Here is a 22,461-nt window from a genome sequence, read left to right as displayed (position 1 = left end):
AGGGGCGGTGGTCGGGCGACGGGCGGGCCAGTCTTGCAGGCGGGTAGGACAAGGTGTCAGGCAGTCATCACGCCTCAGGCAGTCGCCACGGCGTCGACCGGGCCGTTCGCCGTGGCGGCAGCCGAGCACCGCGGCTCGTGCATGGGCATCTCCGTCAGCGCCGGGTAGTAGACGTGCAGGCTGACCGCCGGCTCCAGCGCGTCGTTCACCACCTCGTGCGCGTACCGGGGTGCGAAGACCCGCTCCGCGCCCGCGCCCAACGCGCGCGTGCCGCGTTCCGTGCGCTCGGTCAGGGTGCCTTCCAACACGGTCAGCACTCCGGAGGAGCGGCCGTGGTCGTGCAGCCCGCTGCCCTGCCCGGGCACCCAGGACAGCAGCCACACCTCGTAGCCGGGGCCGGTGCGCAGCCGGTGGTACCAGCGTGTCGTCGCGTCGTACCGCACGAGGTGCTCCCACTGGGAGCGGTCGGCGGCGATGGAGCGCGCGAGACCGACGAACTCGGCGACGGTGGCCGGGTGCTCGCGCGGGGCCTGGAGCAGGTGCGGGACTTCGAGGATGTCGCCGGCGATCTGGAGGTCGCTGTCGCTGTTCATGAAGGTGCGGTGTTCCTCGGCGGAAGAGTGGGGGCTGGCTGGAGGTCGCGTACCGTCCGCCCGGGTCGCGGGCGGGAGGGAGCCCTGGTGGGGGCAGAGAAAACAGCAGCCGAGTCGCGGTGGACTCAAGAGCAGCCGGAGCGCGTTGGGCTCAACAGCTGGGACAGCAACAGCTACAGCGAGCGCGGGCAGCACCGTGGGACCCGGCGGTGCGGGTCGAGGTGAGTGCCAAGTTCGCGAGCATGCCCACAAGGACATCGGTTCACACCTCGACTGTCAACTCGCCATCCGGGTTGTGGGACGTGTTTCACCTCATCCGGTTCACCTCGAAGGTGAAAGGTTTGTGCATGCGGTCCTCGGGACACATGCGGTCCATCCGGTCGCGCAAGCCTCGTTGCGGTCCCGTGATCCGACTGTGATCCGGTTCGCTTCTGCGGGCGGGTCGCAACGGGATCGAACTCGTGGGCGTCCTTCCCAGTGCAGGCTCTGCTCCGGGCCCGACGCCCCTCGGGGGCTCATCTGTGTGTCTACGTTTATGGCGATTTGAACACTTTCTGCGCCAGACTGGTTCCGCAGAGTGAATAAGGGGCCCAATAGCAGATCTCGGCTTGACTCGCCCGGAGCAGCACACCTGTAATTTCACTCGTGTCGTTCAGCCGCAAACGGTAACGGCAACATCACGGGGACGCGAAAGAGCAGACGAGGGGCGCACATGACCGAGCTGGTGCAGCAACTGCTGGTCGACGACGCGGACGAGGAACTCGGCTGGCAGGAGCGCGCGCTGTGCGCCCAGACCGACCCCGAGTCCTTCTTCCCCGAGAAGGGCGGCTCGACCCGCGAGGCCAAGAAGGTCTGCCTCGCCTGCGAGGTCCGCTCCGAATGTCTTGAATACGCCCTCGCCAACGACGAGCGCTTCGGCATCTGGGGCGGTCTGTCCGAGCGCGAGCGCCGACGACTGAAGAAGGCGGCCGTCTGAACGGAGGGCGTGCGTCCGTGCGCGGCACGGCAGGCCCTGGTCGTCCACAGGACGAGCGGCCCGCCGCCCGTGGGTTGTCCACGGGCGGCGGGCCGTCGCCCGCCCGTCGCCCGACCACCGCCCCTCATCGAGACGCTTCGCGTCGCCCCTTCTGGTTCTGCCGATAGTGTGGTCGCTCGTCCGAGACGCCCCGCCGCCCCCAGGTGGCACCGGCGTCCACCGCAGTCCATCGAACCGGGGCCCGTACCTCGATGTCCGTGCACAGCCACACGGCAGCCCGCCAAGACGGCGCTGCCACACCTGAGTTTCCGCGTCATGTGGTGACCGCGGTCCTCGTCTCCCACGACGGCGCCCGCTGGCTGCCCGACGCGCTCGCCGGACTGCTCGGCCAGGAGCGCCCGGTCCAGTTCGCGCTGGCCGCCGACACCGGCAGCGCGGACGACTCCGCCCAGCTGCTCTCCGACGCCCTCGGCGCCGACCAGGTGCTGCACCTCGCCCGGCGCACCGGTTTCGGCCAGGCCGTCGAGGAGGCCGGCCGCACCGCCCCGGTCCTCACCCCGGACGACCTGCCCTACCTGAAGCGGCCCAGTGGCTGGGACCCCGTCACGCGTTCGTGGCGCGACGACGCCTACGACATGCCGGAGCTTCCGCACGGCGAGCCGGTCCATTGGCTGTGGCTGCTGCACGACGACTGCGCCCCCGAGCCCGACGCCCTGGCCGAGCTGCTGCGCGTCGTGGAGAACGAACTCGAACTGGGCCGCGACGACGTGGCCGTCGTCGGCCCCAAGCTGCGCGGCTGGTACGACCGCCGCCAGCTCCTGGAGGTCGGCGTCACCATCGCCAACTCCGGCCGCCGCTGGACCGGCCTGGACCGCCGCGAACAGGACCAGGGCCAGCACGACCACGTCCGGTCCGTGCTGTCCGTGTCCACCGCCGGCATGCTCGTCCGCCGTGACGTCTTCGAGCAGCTCGGCGGCTTCGACCGCCGACTGCCCCTGATGCGCGACGACGTCGACCTGTGCTGGCGCGCCCAGGCCGCCGGCCACCGCGTCCTCGTCGCCCCCGACGCGGTCGTACGGCACGCCGAGGCGGCCTCCCGCGAGCGCCGCGCCGTCGACTGCGCCGGACGCACCACCGCCTCCCCGCACAAGGTCGACAAGGCCGGCGCCGCCTACACCCTTCTCGTCAACACCCGTACCGCTGCCCTGCCCTGGGTGCTGCTGCGCCTCGTCCTCGGCACCCTGCTGCGGACCGTCGCGTACCTCGTGGGCAAGGTCCCCGGACAGGCCGTCGACGAGATCCGCGGCCTCCTCGGCACCCTCCTGCGGCCCGAGCGGATCATCGCCGGGCGACGCAAGCGCGGTAAGCCCGTCATCGACAAGGACGAACTGCGGGCCCTGTTCCCGCCGCCCGGCGCGACCGTGCGGGCCACCGTCGAACAGGTCGCGGGCAACTTCGTCAGCCGCTCCGACGCCGAGGCCGCCTCGGGCGCGGGACGGCACGGCAGCGCCATCGAGTCCGGACCCGGTGGCGACGACGCCGACTTCCTGGAGATCGAGCAGTTCGCCCGCCTCAAGCGCGTCGCCCGCAAGCCGGGCCCCGTGCTGTTCCTGGTGCTGCTGCTCGTCTCCCTGGCCGCCTGCCGCGCCCTCCTCGACAGCGGAGCGCTCGCGGGCGGCGCCCTGCTGCCCGCCCCGGCCGACGCCTCCGATCTGTGGTCGCGCTACCTGGACGCCTGGCACCCCGTCGGCGCCGGCGGCACCCCGTCCGCACCGCCCTACCTCGCCATCGTCGCGCTGCTGGCCTCCCTGCTCTTCGGCTCGACCGGCCTCGCGGTCACGATCCTGCTGATCGGCTCGGTCCCGCTCGCCGGCGTCACCGCGTACTTCGCCTCCCGCCCGCTCGTCGAGTCCCGCCTGCTGCGCGCGTGGGCCGCCGTCGTCTACGCCTTCCTGCCCGCGGCCACCGGCGCCCTCGCGGGCGGCCGCATCGGCACCGCCGTGCTGGCCGTCCTGCTGCCGCTCATCGCGCGCGCGGGCACCGCCGCCGCGGGCCTGACCAAGGCCGACGACTCGCGCGGCAGTTGGCGCGCCACCTGGGCGTACGCGCTGCTACTGACCGTCACCACCGCGTTCACCCCGATCGTGTGGCCCATCGCGCTGATCCTGGGCATCGGTGTGCTGGCCGTGCGCCGCGCCGACATCACCGCCTACGGACTGCGCTTCCTGGCCCAGCTGGGCACACCGCTGCTGATCCTCGCGCCCTGGTCGCTGTCGCTGCTGCCGTTCGGCTTCTTCGAGCAGGCCGGCCTGGAGTACGGCTCCTCGGCGGCCTCCGCCCTCGACCTGCTCGGCGCGAGCCCCGGCGGCCCCGGCACGGTCAGCGGACTGATGCTCATCGGTATCGTCCTGGCCGCGCTCGCCGCCCTGCTGCGCTCCGAGCGCCAGGCCGGCATCGTCGCGGCCTGGGTCGTCGCCCTGGTGGGTCTCGTCTTCGCCGTCCTCTCCAACGGCTCCACCTGGGCCGGACCCGCGACCCTCGTCTACGGCATCGCCCTCCTGGCCGCCGCCGCGCTCGGCGCCGACGGGGCACGCGCGCGTGTGGCCGAGCAGAGCTTCGGCTGGCGCCAGCCCGTCGCCGTGCTGATCGCCTTCGCCTCGGCCGCGGGCCCGCTGCTCGTCGCCGCCGGCTGGATGATCCGCGGCGCCGACGACCCCCTGGAGCGCCGCGACCCGGTCCAGGTGCCCGCGTTCGTCGCCGAGGACGGCAACAACCGCGACCAGGCCCGCACCCTCGTCCTCGACAGCGACTCCGCCGCCCACGTCGCCTACATGCTGGTCCGCGGCTCCGGCGCCCGCCTCGGCGACGCCGAACTCGCCACCGCCGACGGCGAGAACGCCAAGCTCGACAAGATCGTGGCCAACCTCGTCGCCGGCTCCGGCGCCGACCAGGTCGACCAGCTCGGCAAGTTCGCCGTGCGCTACATCCTGGTCCACAAGGGCGCGCCCCGCGACGTGACCCGCATCCTGGACGCCACGCCCGGACTGCGCCGGCTCAGCGCGCAGAACGGCGGCGCCCTGTGGCGGGTCGACCAGCAGGTCTCCCGCGCGGCCATCGTCTCCGCCTCCGGCAAGGGCACCCCGCAGTCGGTCGCCGCCGGGCCCGTCGACATCCACACCACGATCCCCAGCGGCGCGGACGGCCGGATCCTGCGGCTGGCCGACACCGCCGCCGAGGGCTGGACGGCCACCCTGGACGGCAAGCCGCTCACCCGCACCACGGTCGACGGCTGGGCCCAGGGCTTCGAACTCCCCGCCTCCGGCGGAAAGCTGGACGTCACCTACGACGACCCGATCGGCCACACCGCCTGGCTGTGGGCCCAGGGCGCGCTCGCCGTCGTCCTCGTCGTGCTGGCCCTGCCCGGCCGCCGCCGCGACGTCGACGACGACCTCCCCGAGGAGCCGGTCGTCCCGGCCCAGCCCGTCGCCGGCGAGGGCCGCCGCGCCCGCCGCCTGCGGGCACAGGCGGAGGCCGAGGAGGCCGCCCAGGAGACCCCGGCCGCTCCGCAGGAGCAGCCCGTCGCGACGGTGCCCCACCAGCAGCCCTACGGTGAGTGGGACGCGGCCGGCTACCCGGGCGCCGGGGACGGCGGCTACGGCGCCGACCAATACCAGGGCGCCCAACAGCCGTACTCCACGGGCACGTACGACCAGACGCAGACCTACGACCCCTACCAGGGCGGCCAGTACGACCCGTACGCCTACGGCGGCCAGAGCCAGGCGCCGTACGACCCGACGTACGAGCCGTACGAGCAGCCGTACGACCCGTCGTACGGCCAGGGTTACGACCCCACGTACGACCCGGCGCAACAGCAACAGCAACAGCAACAGCAGCACCAGCAGCAGCACGGCGACGGCAGTGAGCGCCCCGACGGGAGCCAGCAGTGAACCGCACGACCATCTCCCTGTTCGCCGGCGTGGCCGCGCTCGCCGCCGTCACCGGATTCGCCGCGCTGACTCCGCCGGACGCCCCCGGAGCCTCCGGCACCGACAGCGCGAAGGCGGCCGCCGAGCTGCCCGTGGAGCGCACGAGCCTGCTCTGCCCGGCGCCCAGCACCTCCGACCTCGCCGAGACGTCGTACACCGCCTTCACGCCCGTCACCAAGGGCGCGGAGAACGACGGCACGGCCGAACTCGATGCCGCCACGGAGCAGGACGGGACGGGCGACACGTCCGCCAAGGAGAAGGACGCCAAGGACAAGAAGGACGAGAAGGGCAAGAAGAGCGAGAAGGGCAAGGGGGAGGGCAAGTCGGTCCTCACCCCCAAGGCGCCCGGCACGCCCGTCACCGTGGACGCCTCCGGCGCCGACTCGCCCGCGCTCGTCGGCACCGCCGAGGGGAAGTTCGCCCCCGGGTGGACCGTCCAGGAGACGACCGAGGTCGCCGCCGGCACCGGCCGCGGCCTACAGGGCGTCAACTGCACCGCGCCCGACACGGAGTTCTGGTTCCCCGGCGCCAGCACGGCCGGCGACCGCACGGACTACGTGCACCTGACCAACCCGGACGACTCCGCCGCCGTCGTCGACATCGAGCTCTACGGCAAGGACGGCACCCTGCAGACCACGGTGGGGGAGGACATCACCGTCCAGCCGCACTCCAGTGAGCCGGTTCTGCTGTCCACGCTCACCGACGCCAAGCAGGACGACCTCACCGTGCACGTGAACGTCCGCAGCGGCCGCGTCGGGGCCGCCGTCCAGGCGCTGGACGAGAAGCTCGGCGGCGACTGGCTGCCCGCGTCCACCGACCCGGCGGCGAGCCTGGTCCTGCCGGGCATCCCGAAGGACGCCACGTCCGTGCGCCTGATCGCCTTCACGCCGGGGGACGCCGACGCGGACCTGAAGGTGCGCCTCGCCTCGCCCTCCGGGCTGATCACACCCGCCGGGAACGAGACGCTGCACGTCAAGGGCGGTATGACAACCGCGGTCGACCTGGGCGACGTCACGCGCGGAGAGGCCGGCTCGCTGGTGCTGACCCCGACCGACCAGTCGGTGCCGGTCGTCGCGGCGCTCCGCGTGGTCCGCGGCAAGGGCGACAAGCAGGAGACGGCGTTCATCCCCGCCACGAACCCCGTCGGCACGCGCGCGACGTCCGCCGACAACAGCGGCAAGGGCTCCACGCTCTCCCTGACCGCCCCGACCGGCACCGCCACGGTCAAGGTCACGGCCTCCGCAGGCAGCGAGGGCGGCACGGCGGCGTCGAAGACGTACACGATCAAGTCCGGCACGACCATGGACGTGGAGCCGCCGGTCCCCAGCGGCCTGAAGGGCACGTACGCGCTCACCGTGGAGCACGTCTCGGGCGCCCCGGTGTACGCGGCCCGCACCCTGGCCGCCACCGAGGAGGGTGTCCCGGGCTTCACGATCCAGACCCTGCCGGACGACCGGGGGACGGTGGCGGTACCGGAGGCGGACCAGGACCTCTCGGTCCTGGACAAGTAGGTCCGGGAGGCAGGGGCCCCGGTGTCAGGCAGGCAGGGGCCCCGGTCAGTCCTCGCCGTACCGGGGGTCCACCGTCTCCGGAGTCAGCCCCAGCAGCTCGGCGACCTGCTCCACGACCACCTCGTGCACCAGTGCCGCCCGCTCGTCCCGCCCCTTCGTGCGGATCTCGACGGGCCGCCGGTAGACGACCACGCGGGCACGGCGCCCGTCCCGCGCGGGCGCCGTGCCACCCAGGGGCACCGCCTCGTCGTTCCAGGGCCCGCCGGGCCCGTCGAGGCGCGGCACCTCGAGCACCAGGAAATCGATGTCGGCGAGCTGCGGCCACCGGCGCTCCAGGCGCTCCACGGAGTCCTGCACCAGGTCCGCGAACACCTCGGCACGGCTCGCGGCGAGCGGCACCTGCGGCGGCGCGATCGGCCCGCGCATGCCCCGGCCGTGTCGATCACGACGGCGGGGCCCTGGGCCGGCGGCACGGGGCGGTACGGAGTTGTCCATCACTGGTGAAGCGTAGTCTCCGCCGGGGCCACGCGCCCGGTCCCCACGCGGTCCCACCGGGCGGTCCGGGACACGCCCGGCGGCCTCGCGGGGCATGTCGCGGGATGACCATTCCGGCCAAGCTTGGGCTCGATTCCGTATCCCTCGTTGACCGTCAATCTCAAGACAATTGACGGTGTTTGTACCGACTGGTGACCGGATCGGGAATCGTCCGACACCTCGGACAAGTGGGTCGATGCAGGTCAGCGACGTGCAACGGAAAGGGTGTGTGGGGCGTTTCACAGGGCGACACGGTGAGGTGACCTGGTGCAGAGTCGTCGCGGCCCGCTCAAGAGTGCGGTACCGTCCAACGTCGTGAGCCCTGTACGTCGCTGTTCGCGCACCGCTTGCGGCCGACCTGCCGTCGCGACGCTGACGTACGTCTACGCCGACTCGACCGCGGTCCTCGGCCCGCTCGCCACCTACGCCGAACCCCACTGCTACGACCTGTGCGCCGAGCACTCCGAGCGTCTCACCGCCCCGCGCGGGTGGGAGGTCGTCCGGCTCCTCGACGGCTCCGCTCCCGCGCGCCCCAGTGGCGACGATCTGGAAGCGCTTGCCAACGCCGTACGCGAGGCGGCCCGTCCGCAGGAGCGGGCGGCCGGGGCCGGTGGCGGCGGGGGGCGCGGAGCCGACCCGATGGAGGTCGCGCGCCGCGGCCATCTGCGGGTGCTGCGCTCGCCGGACAACTGAGGCCCCTTACGGCAGTCTCGCGATCGCGTCGGACGGGGAAATCGCTTTCCCCGTGGCCGGAATCGCGAGGGGTGTTCAAGCCCGCCTGGTGGGCCTCGCGGGGCTCTGACGGGCGCTCTGGTCGCCTTCTGCTCCGGACGCGCTCCTGTCGCTCCTGGACGCCGTGGTGGGCCGTCAGATACCCCTGCCGGCCCGCGTGGTGCCCGTCCTGGCGTTGAGACCCGCCTTCCCGCAGCCCAGTTCGCCCCCTTCCGACCACGTCTCCGCGCAACTGGCCGACATCGGCGCGGCCCTGGCCGTCGTACCGCACACGCGCGTGCGGTACGACCGAGTCCATCCCTGAGCCCGAGTCCGTCCGTGCGCCAGAGTCCGCCCGTGCGCCCCAGTCCCTCCGTGCGCCCGTACCGACCGGCGCACCACCGCTCGCGCGGCCGTGGGCCCCGCCGCTCTTCGACCGTTCGCGAACGCCGCCCTGACCTGAGGCGACGGCTCGGAATCCACTCACGGTCCCGCACAGCGGACTGTCAGCCCGGGCGGATAGTTTGGGATGACCGATAGGACTTTAAGAAGGGTTCGCCGTGGCTGCTGATCTGTCGCAGATCGTGAAGGCGTACGACGTACGCGGTGTCGTCCCCGACCAGTGGGACGAGCCGCTGGCCGAGCTCTTCGGGGCGGCCTTCGCCCAGGTGACCGGCGCGGAGGCGATCGTGATCGGCCACGACATGCGGCCCTCGTCGCCCGGACTGTCGCGGGCCTTCGGGCACGGAGCGTCGGCACAGGGCGTCGACGTCACCGAGATCGGCCTGTGCTCGACCGACCAGCTGTACTACGCGTCGGGCGCGCTGAACCTGCCGGGCGCCATGTTCACGGCCTCGCACAACCCGGCGCAGTACAACGGCATCAAGCTGTGCCGGGCGGGCGCGGCGCCGGTCGGGCAGGACACCGGCCTGGCCGAGATCCGCGAGCTGGCGGAGCAGTGGTCGGACACGGGCGCCCCCGCACCGGCGGCGACGGCGGGGACGATCACGCAGCGCGACACGTTGGAGGACTACGCGGCACACCTGCGCTCCCTCGTCGACCTGACCTCCATCCGCCCCCTGAAGGTCGTCGTCGACGCGGGCAACGGCATGGGCGGCCACACCGTGCCCACGGTCTTCTCGGGCCTGCCCCTGGAGCTCGTGCCGATGTACTTCGAGCTCGACGGCACGTTCCCCAACCACGAGGCGAACCCGCTGGACCCGGCGAACCTCGTGGACCTGCAGAAGCGGGTCCGTGAGGAGGGCGCCGACCTCGGCATCGCCTTCGACGGCGACGCCGACCGCTGTTTCGTCGTCGACGAGCAGGGCGACCCGGTCGCACCGTCCGCGATCACCGCGCTCGTGGCCTCGCGCGAGCTGGCCAAGCACGGCGGCAAGGGCACGGTCATCCACAACCTGATCACGTCCTGGTCGGTCCCGGAGGTCGTGAAGGAGAACGGCGGCACGCCCGTGCGCACCCGTGTGGGCCACTCCTTCATCAAGGCCGAGATGGCCCGCACCGGCGCGATCTTCGGCGGCGAGCACTCCGCCCACTACTACTTCAAGGACTTCTGGAACGCCGACACCGGCATGCTGGCCGCCCTGCACGTCCTCGCGGCCCTCGGCGGCCAGGACGGCCCGCTCTCGGGCCTCGTCGCCCAGTACGACCGCTACGCCGCCTCCGGCGAGATCAACTCCACCGTCGACGACCAGGCGGGCCGCCTCGCCGCGGTGCGCTCCGCCTTCGAGGCGCGTGAGGACGTCACCCTCGACCACCTCGACGGCCTCACCGTCACCGCCCCCGACTGGTGGTTCAACGTCCGCCCCTCCAACACCGAACCCCTCCTCCGCCTCAACGCCGAGGCCCGCGACGAGAAGACGGTCAGCGAGATCCGCGACGAGGTCCTGGCCATCATCCGGAGCTGACGGCACGGGGCCCGGGGGCTCGCCCCTCACACTGCCGCGCCGCCCCGCGAAGCAGCGGGCGGCGCGGCAGTGAGCGACGGACCACCGGAGAGCTGGACCGCATGCGGAGGCGCCGTCCTGGGGCACACCCCGTCCGTCCCCCAACCCACCCCGCCCCCGCCCAACCCCCACGCCGCACCCGCCACCGGCGGTAACCTGACCAGGCACATCCGCACACCCCGAACCCGCACCCCCAACCCGCACCACAAACACGACCCACCCGCACACGACTGCCCCGAAGGGACCCCCCATGCCGCTCGAAGCCGGCCTCCTGGAGATCCTCGCCTGCCCGGCCTGCCACGCCCCCCTCAAGGAGGAGGAGACCGAGCTGATCTGCACCGGACAGGACTGCGGCCTGGCGTACCCCGTCCGAGACGGCATCCCCGTCCTCCTCGTCGACGAGGCCCGCCGCCCCGCGTAACGCGCACGACGACCCGGCGATCGGAGACTGCCGCCCATGCTCGACGAATCGCTGCTCGACACGCCGGAGGCCCTGGCCGAGGCCGACCGTCGCGCCCTCCTGCGCGGCGCCGCCGAAGCGGGCGCCCGCGTCCGCACGGCCCTTCGGCACGCCACCGAGGCCGGCGTCAACGACCTCAAACCCGACGGCCGCCCCCGCGCGATCCTCATCGCGGGCCCCGGCGCCGCCGCCACCTGCGTCGCCGATCTCCTCGGCTCCCTCGCCGGCACCGGCTGCCCCGTCATCCGCCTCACCCCGACCGGCGTGGCCCCCGCCGCCGGCGCCCTGCGCTGGGAACTCCCCGGCTGGGCCGGCTCCGTGGACCTGCTCATCGTCGCGACCCCCGACGGCTCCGAACCGTCCCTCGCCCTCCTCGCCGAGCAGGCCTACCGGCGCGGCGTCGCCGTCGTCGCCGTAGCCCCCGCAGGCTCCCCGCTCACCGAGTCGGTCAGCACCTCGCACGGCCTGTTCGTGCCGATGGCTACCGCCCCCTACGAGCAGGACGAACAGCCGCCCGTCGCCGCCTCCGCCCCCGGCGTCCTGTGGGCCCTGTTCACCCCGCTCCTCGCGATCCTGGACCGCGCCGGCCTGATCTCCGCCCAGCCCGATGCCCTGGAGAAGGTCGCCGACCGCCTCGACCAGGTCGCCGAACGCTGTGGCCCCGCCATCGCGACCTACAGCAACCCCGCGAAGACCCTGGCCGCCGAACTCGCCGACTCCCTCCCGGTCATCTGGACCGAGGGCACCTCCGCGGGCCCCGCCGGCCACCGTTTCGCCGCCGCCCTCGCCGAGCTCTCCGGCACCCCCGCGGTCGTCGCCGAACTGCCCGAGGCACTCGCCGGGCACAGTGCCCTGCTCGCCAGCCCGCTGGCCGCCAGCGCCGACCCCGACGACTTCTTCCGCGACCGCGTCGAGGAACCGCCCGCCCTCCACGCGCGCGTGGTGCTGCTCCGCGACCGGCCGATCGGCGGCCTCACCGCCGCCCCCGCCGCCCGTGACCTGGCCCTCAGCCACGACACACCGATCAGCGAACTCGAGCCCGAGCCCGGCGGCGAACTGGAGACCCTCGCCGAACTGATCGCCATCACGGATTTCGCCGCCGTTTACCTGGCGCTCGCCTCGGGTGCCCGATCATGACCACGATGACCTGAGCGCCGTACGGAAGTCGAGAGAGTCGTTCGGACGACCTGAGCGCCGTACGGACGCGGGGAGAGTCGTCCGGACGCCGGGAGAGTCGTCCGGACGGCGCGGAGGGCGTCGCAGGGAAGCCGAGAGAGCCGTACGGACGTCCCGAGAGTCGTACGAGAGAACCAGCAGAGAGAAGCACGACGGACATGGACCGCCTCGACAACACCGTGCGCCCCTACGCCTGGGGTTCCGCCACCGCCATCCCGAAGCTGCTCGGCGTCGAGCCGACCGGTGAACCGCAGGCGGAGATGTGGATGGGAGCGCACCCGGGCGCCCCCTCGCGCACCGCGCGCGGCACGCTCGTCGAGGTCATCGACGCCGACCCGGAGCGGGAACTCGGCGCGAAGGCCGTCGCCAAATTCGGCCCCCGCCTGCCGTTCCTCCTCAAGATCCTCGCCGCCGGCGCCCCGCTCTCCCTCCAGGTGCACCCCGACCTGCAGCAGGCCCGGGAGGGCTACGCCGACGAGGAGCGCCGCAACATCCCCGTCGACGCGCCGTACCGCAACTACAAGGACGCCAACCACAAGCCCGAACTGATCTGCGCCCTCACCGAGTTCGACGGGCTGTGCGGCTTCCGCGACCCGGCCCGCGCGGCCAACCTCCTCGAGGGACTCGGCGTCGACTCCCTCAAGCCGTACGTCGACGTCCTGCGCGCCCACCCCGAGGACGCGGCGCTGCGCGAGGTCCTCACCGCCGTACTGACCGCCGACCCCGCGGAGATGGCCCACACCGTCGCCGAGACCGCGGCCGCCTGCGACCGGCTCGGCGGCGACTACACCCCCTACGCGGGCATCGCCCACCACTACCCGGGCGACCCCGGCGTCATCGCCGCGATGCTGCTCAACCACGTCCGGCTCCAGCCCGGCGAGGCCCTGTACCTCGGGGCCGGGATACCGCACGCCTACCTCAACGGCCTCGGCGTCGAGATCATGGCCAACTCCGACAACGTCCTGCGCTGCGGCCTCACCCCCAAGCACGTGGACGTGCCCGAACTCCTGCGCATCGTCCGCTTCGAGGCCGGCGACCCCGGCGTCCTGCGTCCGGAGGCCGCACCGGACGGCGAGGAGGTCTACGAGACCCCCATCGACGAGTTCCGGCTCTCCCGCCACGTCCTCCCCGGGAGCGGCGGCGTCCACGACCTCACCCGCGCGACCCCGCAGATCCTGCTCTGCACGGCTGGAACCGTCCGCGCGGGGGAACACGAACTGACGCCCGGTCAGTCGGTCTTCGTCCCGGCGGGCGAAAAGGCCGAGATGTCCGGAGCCGGAACGGTCTTCCGGGCCACCGTCGTCGCCTGAGATCGCACTGCCGACGGCCCGTCCCACCGCCGAGGACCGGGCTGCAACAATGGCCCACCGGCAAAGCACGTGCAAAGGCCTGGACGGCGTACGTACGAAGGTGAAGGGAACACGCGAACACATGAGCGCGTCAGGCGGCAGCAAGGCGATCGTGGCGGCACTCGGGGCCAACCTCGCGATCGCGGCATCGAAGTTCGTGGCGTTCGCGTTCAGCGGCTCGTCGTCGATGCTCGCCGAGGGGGTGCACTCGCTCGCCGACTCCGGCAACCAGTTCCTCCTGCTGCTCGGCGGCAAGAAGGCCCAGCGCGAGGCCACCCCGCAACACCCCTTCGGCTACGGCCGCGAGCGCTACATCTACGCCTTCCTCGTCTCGATCGTCCTGTTCTCGGTCGGCGGCATGTTCGCGATCTACGAGGGCTACGAGAAGGTCAAGCACCCGCACGAGATCGAGCACTGGTACTGGCCGGTCGGTGTCCTGGTCTTCGCCATAATCGCCGAGGGCTTCTCCTTCCGGACGGCCATCAAGGAGTCCAACCCCCTGCGCGGCGGCCTCTCCTGGAAGGAGTTCGTCCGCCGCGCCAAGGCACCCGAGCTCCCGGTCGTCCTCCTGGAGGACTTCGGCGCCCTCGTCGGTCTGGTCCTCGCCCTCGGCGGCGTCGGTCTGGCGCTCCTCACCGGCGACGGCGTCTGGGACGGCATCGGCACCCTCTTCATCGGCATCCTGCTCATCCTGATCGCCCTCGTCCTGGCCGCCGAGACCAAGTCCCTGCTGCTCGGCGAGTCCGCGGGCGTGGAGGAGGTCAAGAAGATCGAGACCGCGATCGTCGACGGCGACACCGTCACCCGCATCATCCACATGCGCACGCTGCACCTCGGCCCCGAGGAGCTGCTCATCGCCGCCAAGATCGCCGTCCAGCACGACGACACCGCCGCCGAGGTCGCCTCCGCCATCAACGCCGCCGAGGCCCGTATCCGCGCGTCCGTGCCGATCGCCCGCGTGATCTACCTCGAGCCCGACATCTACAGCGAGGCCGAGGCCGCCAAGGGCCCCGACCGCGAGGCGACCCCGGGCGGTCCCTCCCAGCACCCCACGGAGCACTGAGCTCCACGCACACGCGCGACGCGACAGGGCCCGCCGAGCAACATCGGCGGGCCCTCGCGCATGTCCGTCAAGCCGCGCGCACTCACACGCGCGTGGGCACCGGCGGCCGCACCGGCACCGGCCGCCGCCGTCGTACCACCAGGGCCGCGATCCCCAGCCCCAGCCCCGCCAGCGCCACGACGCCCCCCAGCAGCCCGGCCAGACCCAGCAGCACCGGCACCATGACGTCGTCCGTCACCCGGCCCTTCACGGCACCGACCGGCACCGTCCCCTCGTGGTCGTCCGCGAAGAGCCGGGAGTCCATCGCGTTCGCCCGATGGTCGCCGAGCACGAACAGCCGCCCCTCGGGCACCTTCTCACGGGCGCAGCACACGCTGTGATCGCCGCCGACGCCGATGACGCGGTGCATGACACCACCGTCGGACTGGAAACGCTCCGGCGCCGAGTAGAGCACCACGTTCCCCTGCCGCACCTCGTCGCCGTGCATCCGCTCGAACACGACCCGGTCACCCGGCCGGTACGACGGGCACCCCCAACAGCCCCGACACCCAGGCCGCGACCGCGAGTTTTCGCGCACCGCTCATCGCCACCCCCTCCCCTCGCGGAACGTCCGCGGCCGCAGAGGGTAGCGGCCGACCGTGAACAGCCCGTGCGGCCCGGGCAGGCCACCGGCTACCGAATCTCGGCCAGCACCCCGAGCACGGCCCGTTCGTCCGGCGCCGCCAGCAACCGCTCCCGGAACCCGCCGTCCATCAGCTTCCGCGACAGCAACGCCAGGATCCGCAGATGCTCGTCGCCCGCGGCCGCCTCCGGTACGGCGATCATGAACACCAGCCGGGCCTTCGTACCGTCCGACGAGCCCCACTCGACGCCCTCGGAGGACCGAGCGAACCCGACGACCGGCGAGGTCACCGCGTCCGTCTTGGCATGCGGTATCGCGATCTCCTCACCGAGCCCGGTCGTGCCCTGCTCCTCCCGCCGCAACGCCGCCCGCACCAACTCATCCACATCCCCGACCCGCCCGGTCCGCGCCAGCAGCCCGGCCAACTCCCGTATCGCGGCCTCCTTGTCAGAGGCCTCGAGCCGGACCTCGACGGTCTGCCGGGTGAGATATCCGGAGAGAACCTCGGCCTGATCGGCCTGATCGGCCTGACCGGGCTCGTCCGGTTGCTCGGGCCGATCGTCGTCCGCGTGCGCCGACTGTCCGTATCCGGCCGCTTCCGTGCCCTGCGCCGGTACGGCCACACCCGCACCCCGTGCCGATACGGGTTCCTCCGCCCCCGGCGCCCCCACACCGGCCCCGACCAGCACAGGCTCGGCACCGGGCAGGCCCGCGCCCACACCTGGCGCCTCGGCCCCTCCGCGCTCACCGAAGCCCACCAGCAGAACCGTCGTCACCGCGGTCACCACCGTGCCGATCACGACGGCCACGAAGAACATCGGCACGCCGCTCACCGCACCCAGCAGCGCCACGATCGGCCCGCCGTGCGGCACCGCGTCCTCCACCCCGGCCAGCCCGGCCACCGCACCGGCCACCGCGCCCCCGAGCATGTTGGCGGGGATGACCTGCGCCGGCCGCGCCGCCGCGAACGGGATCGCGCCCTCCGAAATGCCGAAGCAGCCCATGAACAGCGCGGCGAGCCCCGTCTCCCGCTCCTGCTCGGTGTACAGCCGCTTGCGGATCAGCGTGGCCAGGCCCTGCCCGAGCGGCATCACCGGGATCGCGGCCGCGCACATGCCCATGACCGTCTGGTTGCCGGTCGCGATGAGCCCCGTACCGAACAGGAACGCCGTCTTGTTGACCGGACCGCCCATGTCGAACGCGATCATCAGCCCGAGAATCGCTCCCAACAGCACCGCACTCGTGCCCGTCATCCCGCTGAGCCAGCTGGTCAGGTGCTCGAACACCCAGGAGATCGGTTTCCCGACGACGTAGATGAAGAACAGCCCAAGCGCAGTCGTCGCCACGATCGGGATCACGATGATCGGCATGATGGGCTGCACGAACCTGGGCACCTTCACCTGCTTGATGCCCAGCACCAGATACCCGGCGAGGAACCCGGTCACGATCGCCCCGATGAACCCGGCCCCGGCCTCCGAGTCGTACAGCGACCCGGTGTTGGCGATCCACCCGCCGATCATGCCCGGCACGAGGGCGGGCCGGTCGGCTATGGCGTACGCGATGTAGCCGGAGAGGATCGGGATCATCAACTGGAACCCGATGACACCGATCTGGTTCACGTCCGCCCAGAAGCTGCCCTCCGGGATCACATAGCCTTTGGCCGTCGCGTCGCCTCCGAGCGCGAGCGAGACCGCGATCAGCAGACCGCCCACGACCACGAACGGGATCATGTACGAGACGCCGTTCATCAGCGCCTTGTACACCACGCTCCGCTCACCGCCCCGGCCCCCGCCCGCCGGCGCCGAAGACGGTGCGCCGTCCGCCGTGTGCACCGGCGCGGACCGCACCTGCTCGATGAGCCGCTCGGGGTGGCGGATCCCCTCGGCGACCCCGACGGTCAGGACCCGCTTGCCCACGAAACGGCTCAGGTCCACGTCCTTGTCCGCCGCGACGATGATGCCGTCGGCGGTGCTGACATCGTTGTCGCCCAGGACGTTTTCAGCCCCGATGGATCCCTGCGTCTCCACCTTCATGTCGATACCGCGGCTCTCTGCGGCCTGCGCGAGCTTCTCCGCCGCCATGTACGTGTGTGCGATGCCGGTCGGACAGGCGGTCACCGCGAGCAGTTTCAGCCTCTTCCGCTCGCCGTCGCCGCTGCCCGTGGGGGGAGGGCCGGCCGGACTGGTCACATCGATCTCCTCACGCCTTCGTCACACGGGCCGCCGTCCCGGACGCCCCGCAGGATCGATCACTTGTTCCGATCTCCACGCATCCTGCCAACACCTGCCCCCGCCGCCAAAGACGCCAAACCCCCTGGTCCTCCCGGCCCGTCACCGCCGTTCCACCCCTCCCGGGCCACCCCCTCCCGCAAACAGGGGACACCGATCGATCGCCGTACTTGGCAGGATGTCTACGAAGGCGGACTGGGGCGGCCGGGACGACCGGTGTAGCTTGGACGGAGCCAGACGTCGCTGCTGATGGCGGTCGGGCGGTCCCACCGCGGACCGACCGAGGGAGAGAGGGCCTCCGACGGACTGCGCTGCGCGTACGCGGGCATGCCTGTGTCCTCCTTCGGGCACCCGTGCGTCCGCCGCCGCGCAGACCAGCCGTACCCACCGCGCCCCAACCCCGAGGAGCAGCTCGTAATGACGACTGTCGACCACCGACAGGACTTCAAGGTCGCCGACCTCTCCCTGGCCGAGTTCGGCCGCAAGGAGATCACCCTCGCCGAGCACGAGATGCCCGGCCTGATGGCGATCCGCAAGGAGTACGCCGAGGCGCAGCCCCTCGCTGGTGCCCGTATCACCGGCTCCCTCCACATGACCGTGCAGACGGCCGTCCTGATCGAGACCCTGACCGCCCTGGGCGCGCAGGTCCGCTGGGCCTCCTGCAACATCTTCTCCACCCAGGACCACGCGGCCGCCGCCATCGCCGTCGGCCCGAACGGCACCCCGGACAACCCCCAGGGGGTCCCGGTCTTCGCCTGGAAGGGCGAGACCCTGGAGGAGTACTGGTGGTGCACCGAGCAGGCCCTGACCTGGCCGGACAGCCCCACCGGCGGCCCGAACATGATCCTCGACGACGGCGGTGACGCCACCCTCCTCGTCCACAAGGGCGTCGAGTACGAGAAGGACGGCAAGGTCCCCTCCGTCGACACCGCCGAGTCCGACGAGCACCGCGTCATCCTCGAACTGCTGCACCGCACCATCACGGACGGTTCGCAGAAGTGGACCCAGCTGTCCTCCGAGATCCGCGGCGTGACCGAGGAGACCACGACCGGCGTCCACCGCCTGTACGAGATGCAGCGCGACGGCGTCCTCCTCTTCCCGGCGATCAACGTCAACGACGCCGTCACCAAGTCGAAGTTCGACAACAAGTACGGCTGCCGCCACTCCCTCGTCGACGGCATCAACCGCGCCACCGACACCCTGATCGGCGGCAAGACCGCGGTCGTCTGCGGCTACGGCGACGTCGGCAAGGGCTGCGCGGAGTCCCTGCGCGGACAGGGCGCCCGCGTCATCGTCACCGAGATCGACCCGATCTGCGCCCTCCAGGCGGCGATGGACGGCTACCAGGTCACGACCCTCGACGAGGTCATCGACAAGGCCGACATCTTCATCACCACGACCGGCAACAAGGACATCATCATGGCCGCGGACATGGCCAAGATGAAGCACCAGGCCATCGTCGGCAACATCGGCCACTTCGACAACGAGATCGACATGGCCGGCCTCGCCAGGATCCCCGGCATCGTCAAGGACGAGATCAAGCCGCAGGTCCACACCTGGAAGTTCCCCGACGGCAAGGTGATCATCGTCCTGTCCGAGGGCCGCCTGCTGAACCTCGGCAACGCCACCGGTCACCCGTCGTTCGTGATGTCCAACTCCTTCGCGGACCAGACCCTGGCCCAGATCGAGCTGTTCACCAAGCCCGACGAGTACCCGACCGGCGTCTACGTGCTCCCCAAGCACCTCGACGAGAAGGTCGCCCGCCTCCACCTGGACGCGCTCGGCGTGAAGCTCACCAAGCTGCGCCCCGAGCAGGCCGCGTACATCGGCGTGGAGATCGAGGGCCCCTTCAAGTCGGACCACTACCGCTACTGAGCAGGTCGGCACCCCCGCTTGCTGCGAGCGCGTCCGTGCACTGACGCGCTCCGCAGCGGCAGGTCCTCCGAGGCAGGCCCCCGCACCCCCGTGCCGGGGGCCTGCCCCTTTGGCCTTCGACCGCACCGACCCCGGTCAGCCCGTCAAGATCCAGGACCCCCATGCCCCGCGGCCGCTATTCGCTCCACGATCCGCACGATCACACCCCCCTCGCAGAAGAGCACTTCCACTGCGCCCCCGGCCCCTCCGGCTGGCGCTACGTCTCCCAGCTGACCACCCCCTCGGGCGACCACTCCGGCTCCGTCGACCTGACCCTCGACGAACTCGGCCGGCCCATCCGCCTCGAACTCCACGCGGCGAGCTGGCAGGTGCGCGGCGCCGCCCTGGACGGCGTCACCTGGGTCCGCACGGACCCCACCGGCACTCAGGCCACGGAAGGCAACGTCCGCGCCCACGCCTTCACCGGCACATCCCCCGCGTTCCTCATCGCGACCACCCGTCTCCTGCGCCTCACCCCTTCCGCCTCCGCGACCCGCGTACGCCTCGTCGCCTTCACGGACCCGGTCCTCGCCCCGCGCACCGTCGACCAGTCCTGGGCCTTGGTGAAGAGCGAAGCACACACCACTGACAACGGCCCCCTGACCGTGGACGAATACCAGGTCACAGCCCTGGACACTGGTGAACAGCACACCGTGCACATCGCCGGTGACGTGGTCCTCGCGGCACCCGGCATCGAGCTGGAGGACCTCGAATCACCGCCGTCGGTGTTCGGGTGAGGCACCCGTGTCGGGGTCAAGCCGGCGGTGCGAACCCGGTGGAGGGGCGCTCGGCCGGCGGCTCGTTCTCGGGGACCGAAGGCCCGGTTGCCGAAGCCGGCGCCTGAGACTGCCCAGGGTGCAAGCCGGGACGGGGCGCCGAGGCAGAAGGCAGAGGAGCGCCCGCTGACGGCGGCTGCTGGCCCGCAGAAGGCTCGTACGCCCCAGACCCGTAAGCGCCCGGCACGCCCACCACGCCACCGCTCCCGATCGCTTGGCCCCCGGCGGGGCCACTCTCCGCCGTCTGCCGACCGGCCGCCGCACCGTTCCCGAAGGCCCGCCGGGCCTCCCGTACCTGCCGCTCCTGCACCACGGCCGCCAGATACGCGGCCGACGGAACTCCCGGCGGCATCGGAGTGCCCGTACGGGTCGCGAGATCGGCGGCGAGGCGTTCGGCCATCGTCCAACCGACCGCCGGATCCAGCTGCTGCATCCGCCCCAGGTACTGCCGGATCTCGAGCCACAGCGCATCGGGCACCGCCGACAGATCGAGCCCGGAGAAGCGCCCGGCGAGCCAGGGCGGAGGAGGCGGCACGAAGCCCGCGTGCCCGACGGGCACCCGTTCCCGTACCACCAGCGTCCCCGCGAACACGTCACCGAGCCGTCGCCCGCGCGCCGAGACGAGCGACGCGATACAGGCGACGACCCCGAACGTCAGCAGAATCTCGACGACGCCGATCGCACCCCGCACCAGCGCGTGCCGGAACCTTATGGGCCCGCCGTCGTCCCGCACCACACGCAGCCCGCACGCCAGCTTCCCGAGCGAACGTCCATGGGTGAGCGTCTCCACCGCGATCGGACCACCGACCAGAACGAGCAGGAACGTGGCGATGGACAAGGCGATCTGCGCGGCCTCGTCCAGGGAAGCCGCGGAGACCACGAGGACCATGGTCACGACGACGTAGGCGAACATGGCCACCAGGAGATCCAGCACGATCCCCAACGCCCTGCTGGGCAGCCTCGCGGGGCGCAGCTCCAATGCCACCGCCTCGCCGGTCACCAGCTCACTCACGTCCGCCGTCCCTTCCCCTGCACTGCCCCTGGAACGGCCAGTCTGCCAAGCTGAGGGCACATCGCGCCGCAGTACGACAAGCTGACGCTCAAGACCGGTCGCTGACGAACAGCCGAGGAGCAGGAAAACCGATGGACCTCGACGTCTTCGTCTCAGCCCACCGCGCCGAGTGGGACCGTCTCGAGGCTCTCCTCCGACGTCAGCGCCGCCTCACCGGCACCGAGGCCGACGAACTCGTCGCCCTCTACCAACGCACCGCCACCCACCTGTCCCTGATCCAGTCCAGCGCCCCCGATCCGCAGCTCACCGGCCGGCTCAGTCAGCTGGTGGCACGCGCGCGTAGTGCCGTGACAGGAAACCGCCGCGCCTCCTGGCGTGATGTGACGCGCTTCCTCGCCCACGGCTTTCCCGCGGCGGTCTACCGCTCGCGCCGCTGGTGGGTACCCACCGCCCTGCTCTCGACGGCCGTCGCCGTCCTCCTGGGTTGGTGGATCGGCACCCACCCGGAAGTGCAGTCCACCATCGCGGCCCCCAGCGAACTGCGTGAGCTCACCCGCCCCGGCGGCGAGTACGAGACCTACTACTCGAGCCACCCCGCGGCCGCCTTCGCCGCCCAAGTGTGGACGAACAACGCCCAGGCCGCCGCGATGTGCCTGGTCCTGGGCGTCTTCCTGGGGCTGCCCGTCCTCTGGATCCTCTTCCAGAACATGCTCAACCTGGGCGTCGGCTTCGGCCTGATGTCCTCCGCCGGCCGCCTCGACACCTTCCTCGGCCTGGTCCTCCCACACGGCCTGCTCGAACTGACAGCGGTCTTCGTCGCCGCGGGCACCGGGCTCCGCCTCGGCTGGACCCTCATCGACCCGGGCCCGCGCACCCGACGCACAGCCCTCGCCGAGGAGGGCCGCGCCGCCGTCGGCATGGCCATCGGCCTCGCCCTGGTCCTTTTCGTCTCAGGCGCCATAGAAGGCTTCGTCACCCCGTCCGGCCTCCCGACCTGGGCTCGCATCAGCATCGGCGTCCTCGCCGAGCTGACCTTCCTCGCCTACGTCTGGGTCCTGGGCGGCCGCGCGGTCCGTGCCGGAGACACCGGAGACGTCGAGGAGGCGGAACGCAGCGCGACCCTCCCGACAGCCGCCTGATGTGCGGACACGCTGATCGAACTGCTACTGTCTCCTTCGCCCCGCAAGAGCCGTTGACACGGCGCCTGCGGGGAGGTAGATTCGAACAGTTGCCTTGGAACCGGGTTCACCGGCTCGGCAGCGGTGAGTAAACTATCTGCTTCCGGAAGCATCGACCATGGGTCGCTGATTTCAGGGAAGCCCCTCCCGATGATTCGGAAACAGACGGCCGGTTAAAGCGGCCCGAGACTTCTGATAAAGTCGGAACCGCCGGAAAGGGAAACGCGAGAGCGAGAACCTGGAAAGCACCGAGGAAATCGGATCGGAAAAAGATCTGATAGAGTCGGAAACGCAAGACCGAAGGGAAGCGCCCGGAGGAAAGCCTGAGAGAGTCTCTCGGGTGAGTACAAAGGAAGCGTCCGTTCCTTGAGAACTCAACAGCGTGCCAAAAATCAACGCCAGATATGT

18 protein-coding genes are annotated in these 22,461 nt (G+C 71.6%); 13 read left to right on the top strand and 5 right to left on the bottom strand.

Annotation, left to right across the window (positions count from 1 at the left end; all coding sequences use genetic code 11):
- Positions 1–74: 74 nt before the first annotated feature.
- Positions 75–593 (bottom strand): cysteine dioxygenase, encoded by a 519-nt coding sequence (locus ACGFNV_RS11700; RefSeq protein ID WP_393621535.1) that lies wholly within the window; start codon positions 591–593, stop codon positions 75–77.
- A gap of 712 nt (positions 594–1,305) precedes the next feature.
- On the opposite strand from ACGFNV_RS11700, the gene ACGFNV_RS11695 reads away from it, so the two are divergent.
- The 3 genes from ACGFNV_RS11695 to ACGFNV_RS11685 all read left to right on the top strand — a co-directional run bounded on the left by ACGFNV_RS11695 (position 1,306) and on the right by ACGFNV_RS11685 (position 7,066).
- Positions 1,306–1,569: a WhiB family transcriptional regulator gene (locus tag ACGFNV_RS11695; RefSeq protein ID WP_003975777.1), complete on the top strand. Its 264-nt coding sequence runs from the start codon at positions 1,306–1,308 to the stop codon at positions 1,567–1,569.
- 251 nt (positions 1,570–1,820) lie between these two features.
- Positions 1,821–5,516: a glycosyltransferase gene (locus ACGFNV_RS11690; RefSeq protein ID WP_393621533.1), complete on the top strand. Its 3,696-nt coding sequence runs from the start codon at positions 1,821–1,823 to the stop codon at positions 5,514–5,516.
- Complete coding sequence (locus ACGFNV_RS11685) at positions 5,513–7,066, top strand: DUF5719 family protein (protein ID WP_393621531.1); 1,554 nt, start codon at positions 5,513–5,515, stop codon at positions 7,064–7,066. The genes ACGFNV_RS11690 and ACGFNV_RS11685 overlap by 4 nt, the downstream gene beginning before the upstream one ends.
- Before the next feature lie 45 nt (positions 7,067–7,111).
- Here ACGFNV_RS11685 and ACGFNV_RS11680 read toward each other — a convergent pair whose 3' ends face one another.
- A complete protein-coding gene (locus ACGFNV_RS11680; protein WP_133929152.1) occupies positions 7,112–7,561 on the bottom strand; it encodes a metallopeptidase family protein in 450 nt (149 codons plus the stop codon).
- Positions 7,562–7,867: 306 nt separating this feature from the next.
- On the opposite strand from ACGFNV_RS11680, the gene ACGFNV_RS11675 reads away from it, so the two are divergent.
- From ACGFNV_RS11675 to ACGFNV_RS11645, 7 genes are all read left to right on the top strand, one after another.
- The gene (locus ACGFNV_RS11675) at positions 7,868–8,293 is read left to right on the top strand and encodes a DUF3499 domain-containing protein (protein ID WP_133928600.1); all 426 of its coding nucleotides are present in this window, start codon (positions 7,868–7,870) and stop codon (positions 8,291–8,293) included.
- Between the two features lie 166 nt (positions 8,294–8,459).
- Positions 8,460–8,636, top strand: a complete 177-nt coding sequence (locus ACGFNV_RS11670) for a hypothetical protein (RefSeq protein WP_393621529.1) — start codon at positions 8,460–8,462, stop codon at positions 8,634–8,636.
- Positions 8,637–8,871: 235 nt separating this feature from the next.
- Complete coding sequence (locus ACGFNV_RS11665; protein ID WP_393621528.1) at positions 8,872–10,236, top strand: phosphomannomutase/phosphoglucomutase; 1,365 nt, start codon at positions 8,872–8,874, stop codon at positions 10,234–10,236.
- 289 nt (positions 10,237–10,525) lie between these two features.
- Positions 10,526–10,696, top strand: coding sequence for a Trm112 family protein (locus tag ACGFNV_RS11660; RefSeq protein ID WP_393621527.1), 171 nt, complete (start codon positions 10,526–10,528; stop codon positions 10,694–10,696).
- A 36-nt stretch (positions 10,697–10,732) separates the two neighbouring features.
- Positions 10,733–11,872, top strand: a complete 1,140-nt coding sequence (locus tag ACGFNV_RS11655; protein ID WP_393621525.1) for an SIS domain-containing protein — start codon at positions 10,733–10,735, stop codon at positions 11,870–11,872.
- A 197-nt stretch (positions 11,873–12,069) separates the two neighbouring features.
- Complete coding sequence (gene manA, locus ACGFNV_RS11650; RefSeq protein ID WP_393621524.1) at positions 12,070–13,221, top strand: mannose-6-phosphate isomerase, class I; 1,152 nt, start codon at positions 12,070–12,072, stop codon at positions 13,219–13,221.
- 121 nt (positions 13,222–13,342) lie between these two features.
- The gene (locus tag ACGFNV_RS11645) at positions 13,343–14,323 is read left to right on the top strand and encodes a cation diffusion facilitator family transporter (RefSeq protein ID WP_393621523.1); all 981 of its coding nucleotides are present in this window, start codon (positions 13,343–13,345) and stop codon (positions 14,321–14,323) included.
- Between the two features lie 82 nt (positions 14,324–14,405).
- On the opposite strand, the gene ACGFNV_RS11640 is transcribed toward ACGFNV_RS11645, so the two are convergent.
- Entirely contained in the window at positions 14,406–14,822 is a 417-nt protein-coding gene (locus ACGFNV_RS11640; RefSeq protein ID WP_393621521.1) for a S26 family signal peptidase, read from the bottom strand.
- A 173-nt stretch (positions 14,823–14,995) separates the two neighbouring features.
- A complete protein-coding gene (locus ACGFNV_RS11635; RefSeq protein ID WP_393621519.1) occupies positions 14,996–17,134 on the bottom strand; it encodes a fructose-specific PTS transporter subunit EIIC in 2,139 nt (712 codons plus the stop codon).
- Between the two features lie 456 nt (positions 17,135–17,590).
- Between ACGFNV_RS11635 and ahcY the strand changes: the two genes are divergently transcribed.
- Both ahcY and ACGFNV_RS11625 read left to right on the top strand, forming a co-directional pair.
- Positions 17,591–19,048: an adenosylhomocysteinase gene (gene ahcY, locus ACGFNV_RS11630; RefSeq protein ID WP_393621517.1), complete on the top strand. Its 1,458-nt coding sequence runs from the start codon at positions 17,591–17,593 to the stop codon at positions 19,046–19,048.
- 161 nt (positions 19,049–19,209) lie between these two features.
- A complete protein-coding gene (locus ACGFNV_RS11625) occupies positions 19,210–19,824 on the top strand; it encodes a hypothetical protein (RefSeq protein WP_393621515.1) in 615 nt (204 codons plus the stop codon).
- A gap of 16 nt (positions 19,825–19,840) precedes the next feature.
- Here ACGFNV_RS11625 and ACGFNV_RS11620 read toward each other — a convergent pair whose 3' ends face one another.
- Positions 19,841–20,875 (bottom strand): RDD family protein, encoded by a 1,035-nt coding sequence (locus ACGFNV_RS11620; RefSeq protein ID WP_393621514.1) that lies wholly within the window; start codon positions 20,873–20,875, stop codon positions 19,841–19,843.
- Between the two features lie 131 nt (positions 20,876–21,006).
- Between ACGFNV_RS11620 and ACGFNV_RS11615 the strand changes: the two genes are divergently transcribed.
- Positions 21,007–22,014, top strand: a complete 1,008-nt coding sequence (locus ACGFNV_RS11615; RefSeq protein ID WP_393621512.1) for a stage II sporulation protein M — start codon at positions 21,007–21,009, stop codon at positions 22,012–22,014.
- The last annotated feature ends 447 nt before the right edge of the window (positions 22,015–22,461 follow it).

The sequence above is a fragment of the Streptomyces sp. NPDC048751 genome, from assembly GCF_043198595.1.
GTDB lineage: Bacteria > Actinomycetota > Actinomycetes > Streptomycetales > Streptomycetaceae > Streptomyces.
Note: the sequence above shows the minus strand (reverse complement) of the source record. Positions and strands in the feature narration are given on the sequence as shown.

What these genes read in the sequence shown, in the direction of transcription:
- ACGFNV_RS11695 (WP_003975777.1), top strand. Translation starts at nt 1,306, where the DNA reads ATGACCGAGCTGGTGCAGCAACTGCTGGTCGACGACGCGGACGAGGAA.
- ACGFNV_RS11680 (WP_133929152.1), bottom strand. Translation starts at nt 7,561, where the DNA reads ATGGACAACTCCGTACCGCCCCGTGCCGCCGGCCCAGGGCCCCGCCGT.
- ACGFNV_RS11655 (WP_393621525.1), top strand. Translation starts at nt 10,733, where the DNA reads ATGCTCGACGAATCGCTGCTCGACACGCCGGAGGCCCTGGCCGAGGCC.
- ACGFNV_RS11700 (WP_393621535.1), bottom strand. Translation starts at nt 593, where the DNA reads ATGAACAGCGACAGCGACCTCCAGATCGCCGGCGACATCCTCGAAGTC.
- ACGFNV_RS11690 (WP_393621533.1), top strand. Translation starts at nt 1,821, where the DNA reads ATGTCCGTGCACAGCCACACGGCAGCCCGCCAAGACGGCGCTGCCACA.
- ACGFNV_RS11660 (WP_393621527.1), top strand. Translation starts at nt 10,526, where the DNA reads ATGCCGCTCGAAGCCGGCCTCCTGGAGATCCTCGCCTGCCCGGCCTGC.
- ACGFNV_RS11625 (WP_393621515.1), top strand. Translation starts at nt 19,210, where the DNA reads ATGCCCCGCGGCCGCTATTCGCTCCACGATCCGCACGATCACACCCCC.
- ACGFNV_RS11645 (WP_393621523.1), top strand. Translation starts at nt 13,343, where the DNA reads ATGAGCGCGTCAGGCGGCAGCAAGGCGATCGTGGCGGCACTCGGGGCC.
- ahcY (WP_393621517.1), top strand. Translation starts at nt 17,591, where the DNA reads ATGACGACTGTCGACCACCGACAGGACTTCAAGGTCGCCGACCTCTCC.
- ACGFNV_RS11615 (WP_393621512.1), top strand. Translation starts at nt 21,007, where the DNA reads ATGGACCTCGACGTCTTCGTCTCAGCCCACCGCGCCGAGTGGGACCGT.
- manA (WP_393621524.1), top strand. Translation starts at nt 12,070, where the DNA reads ATGGACCGCCTCGACAACACCGTGCGCCCCTACGCCTGGGGTTCCGCC.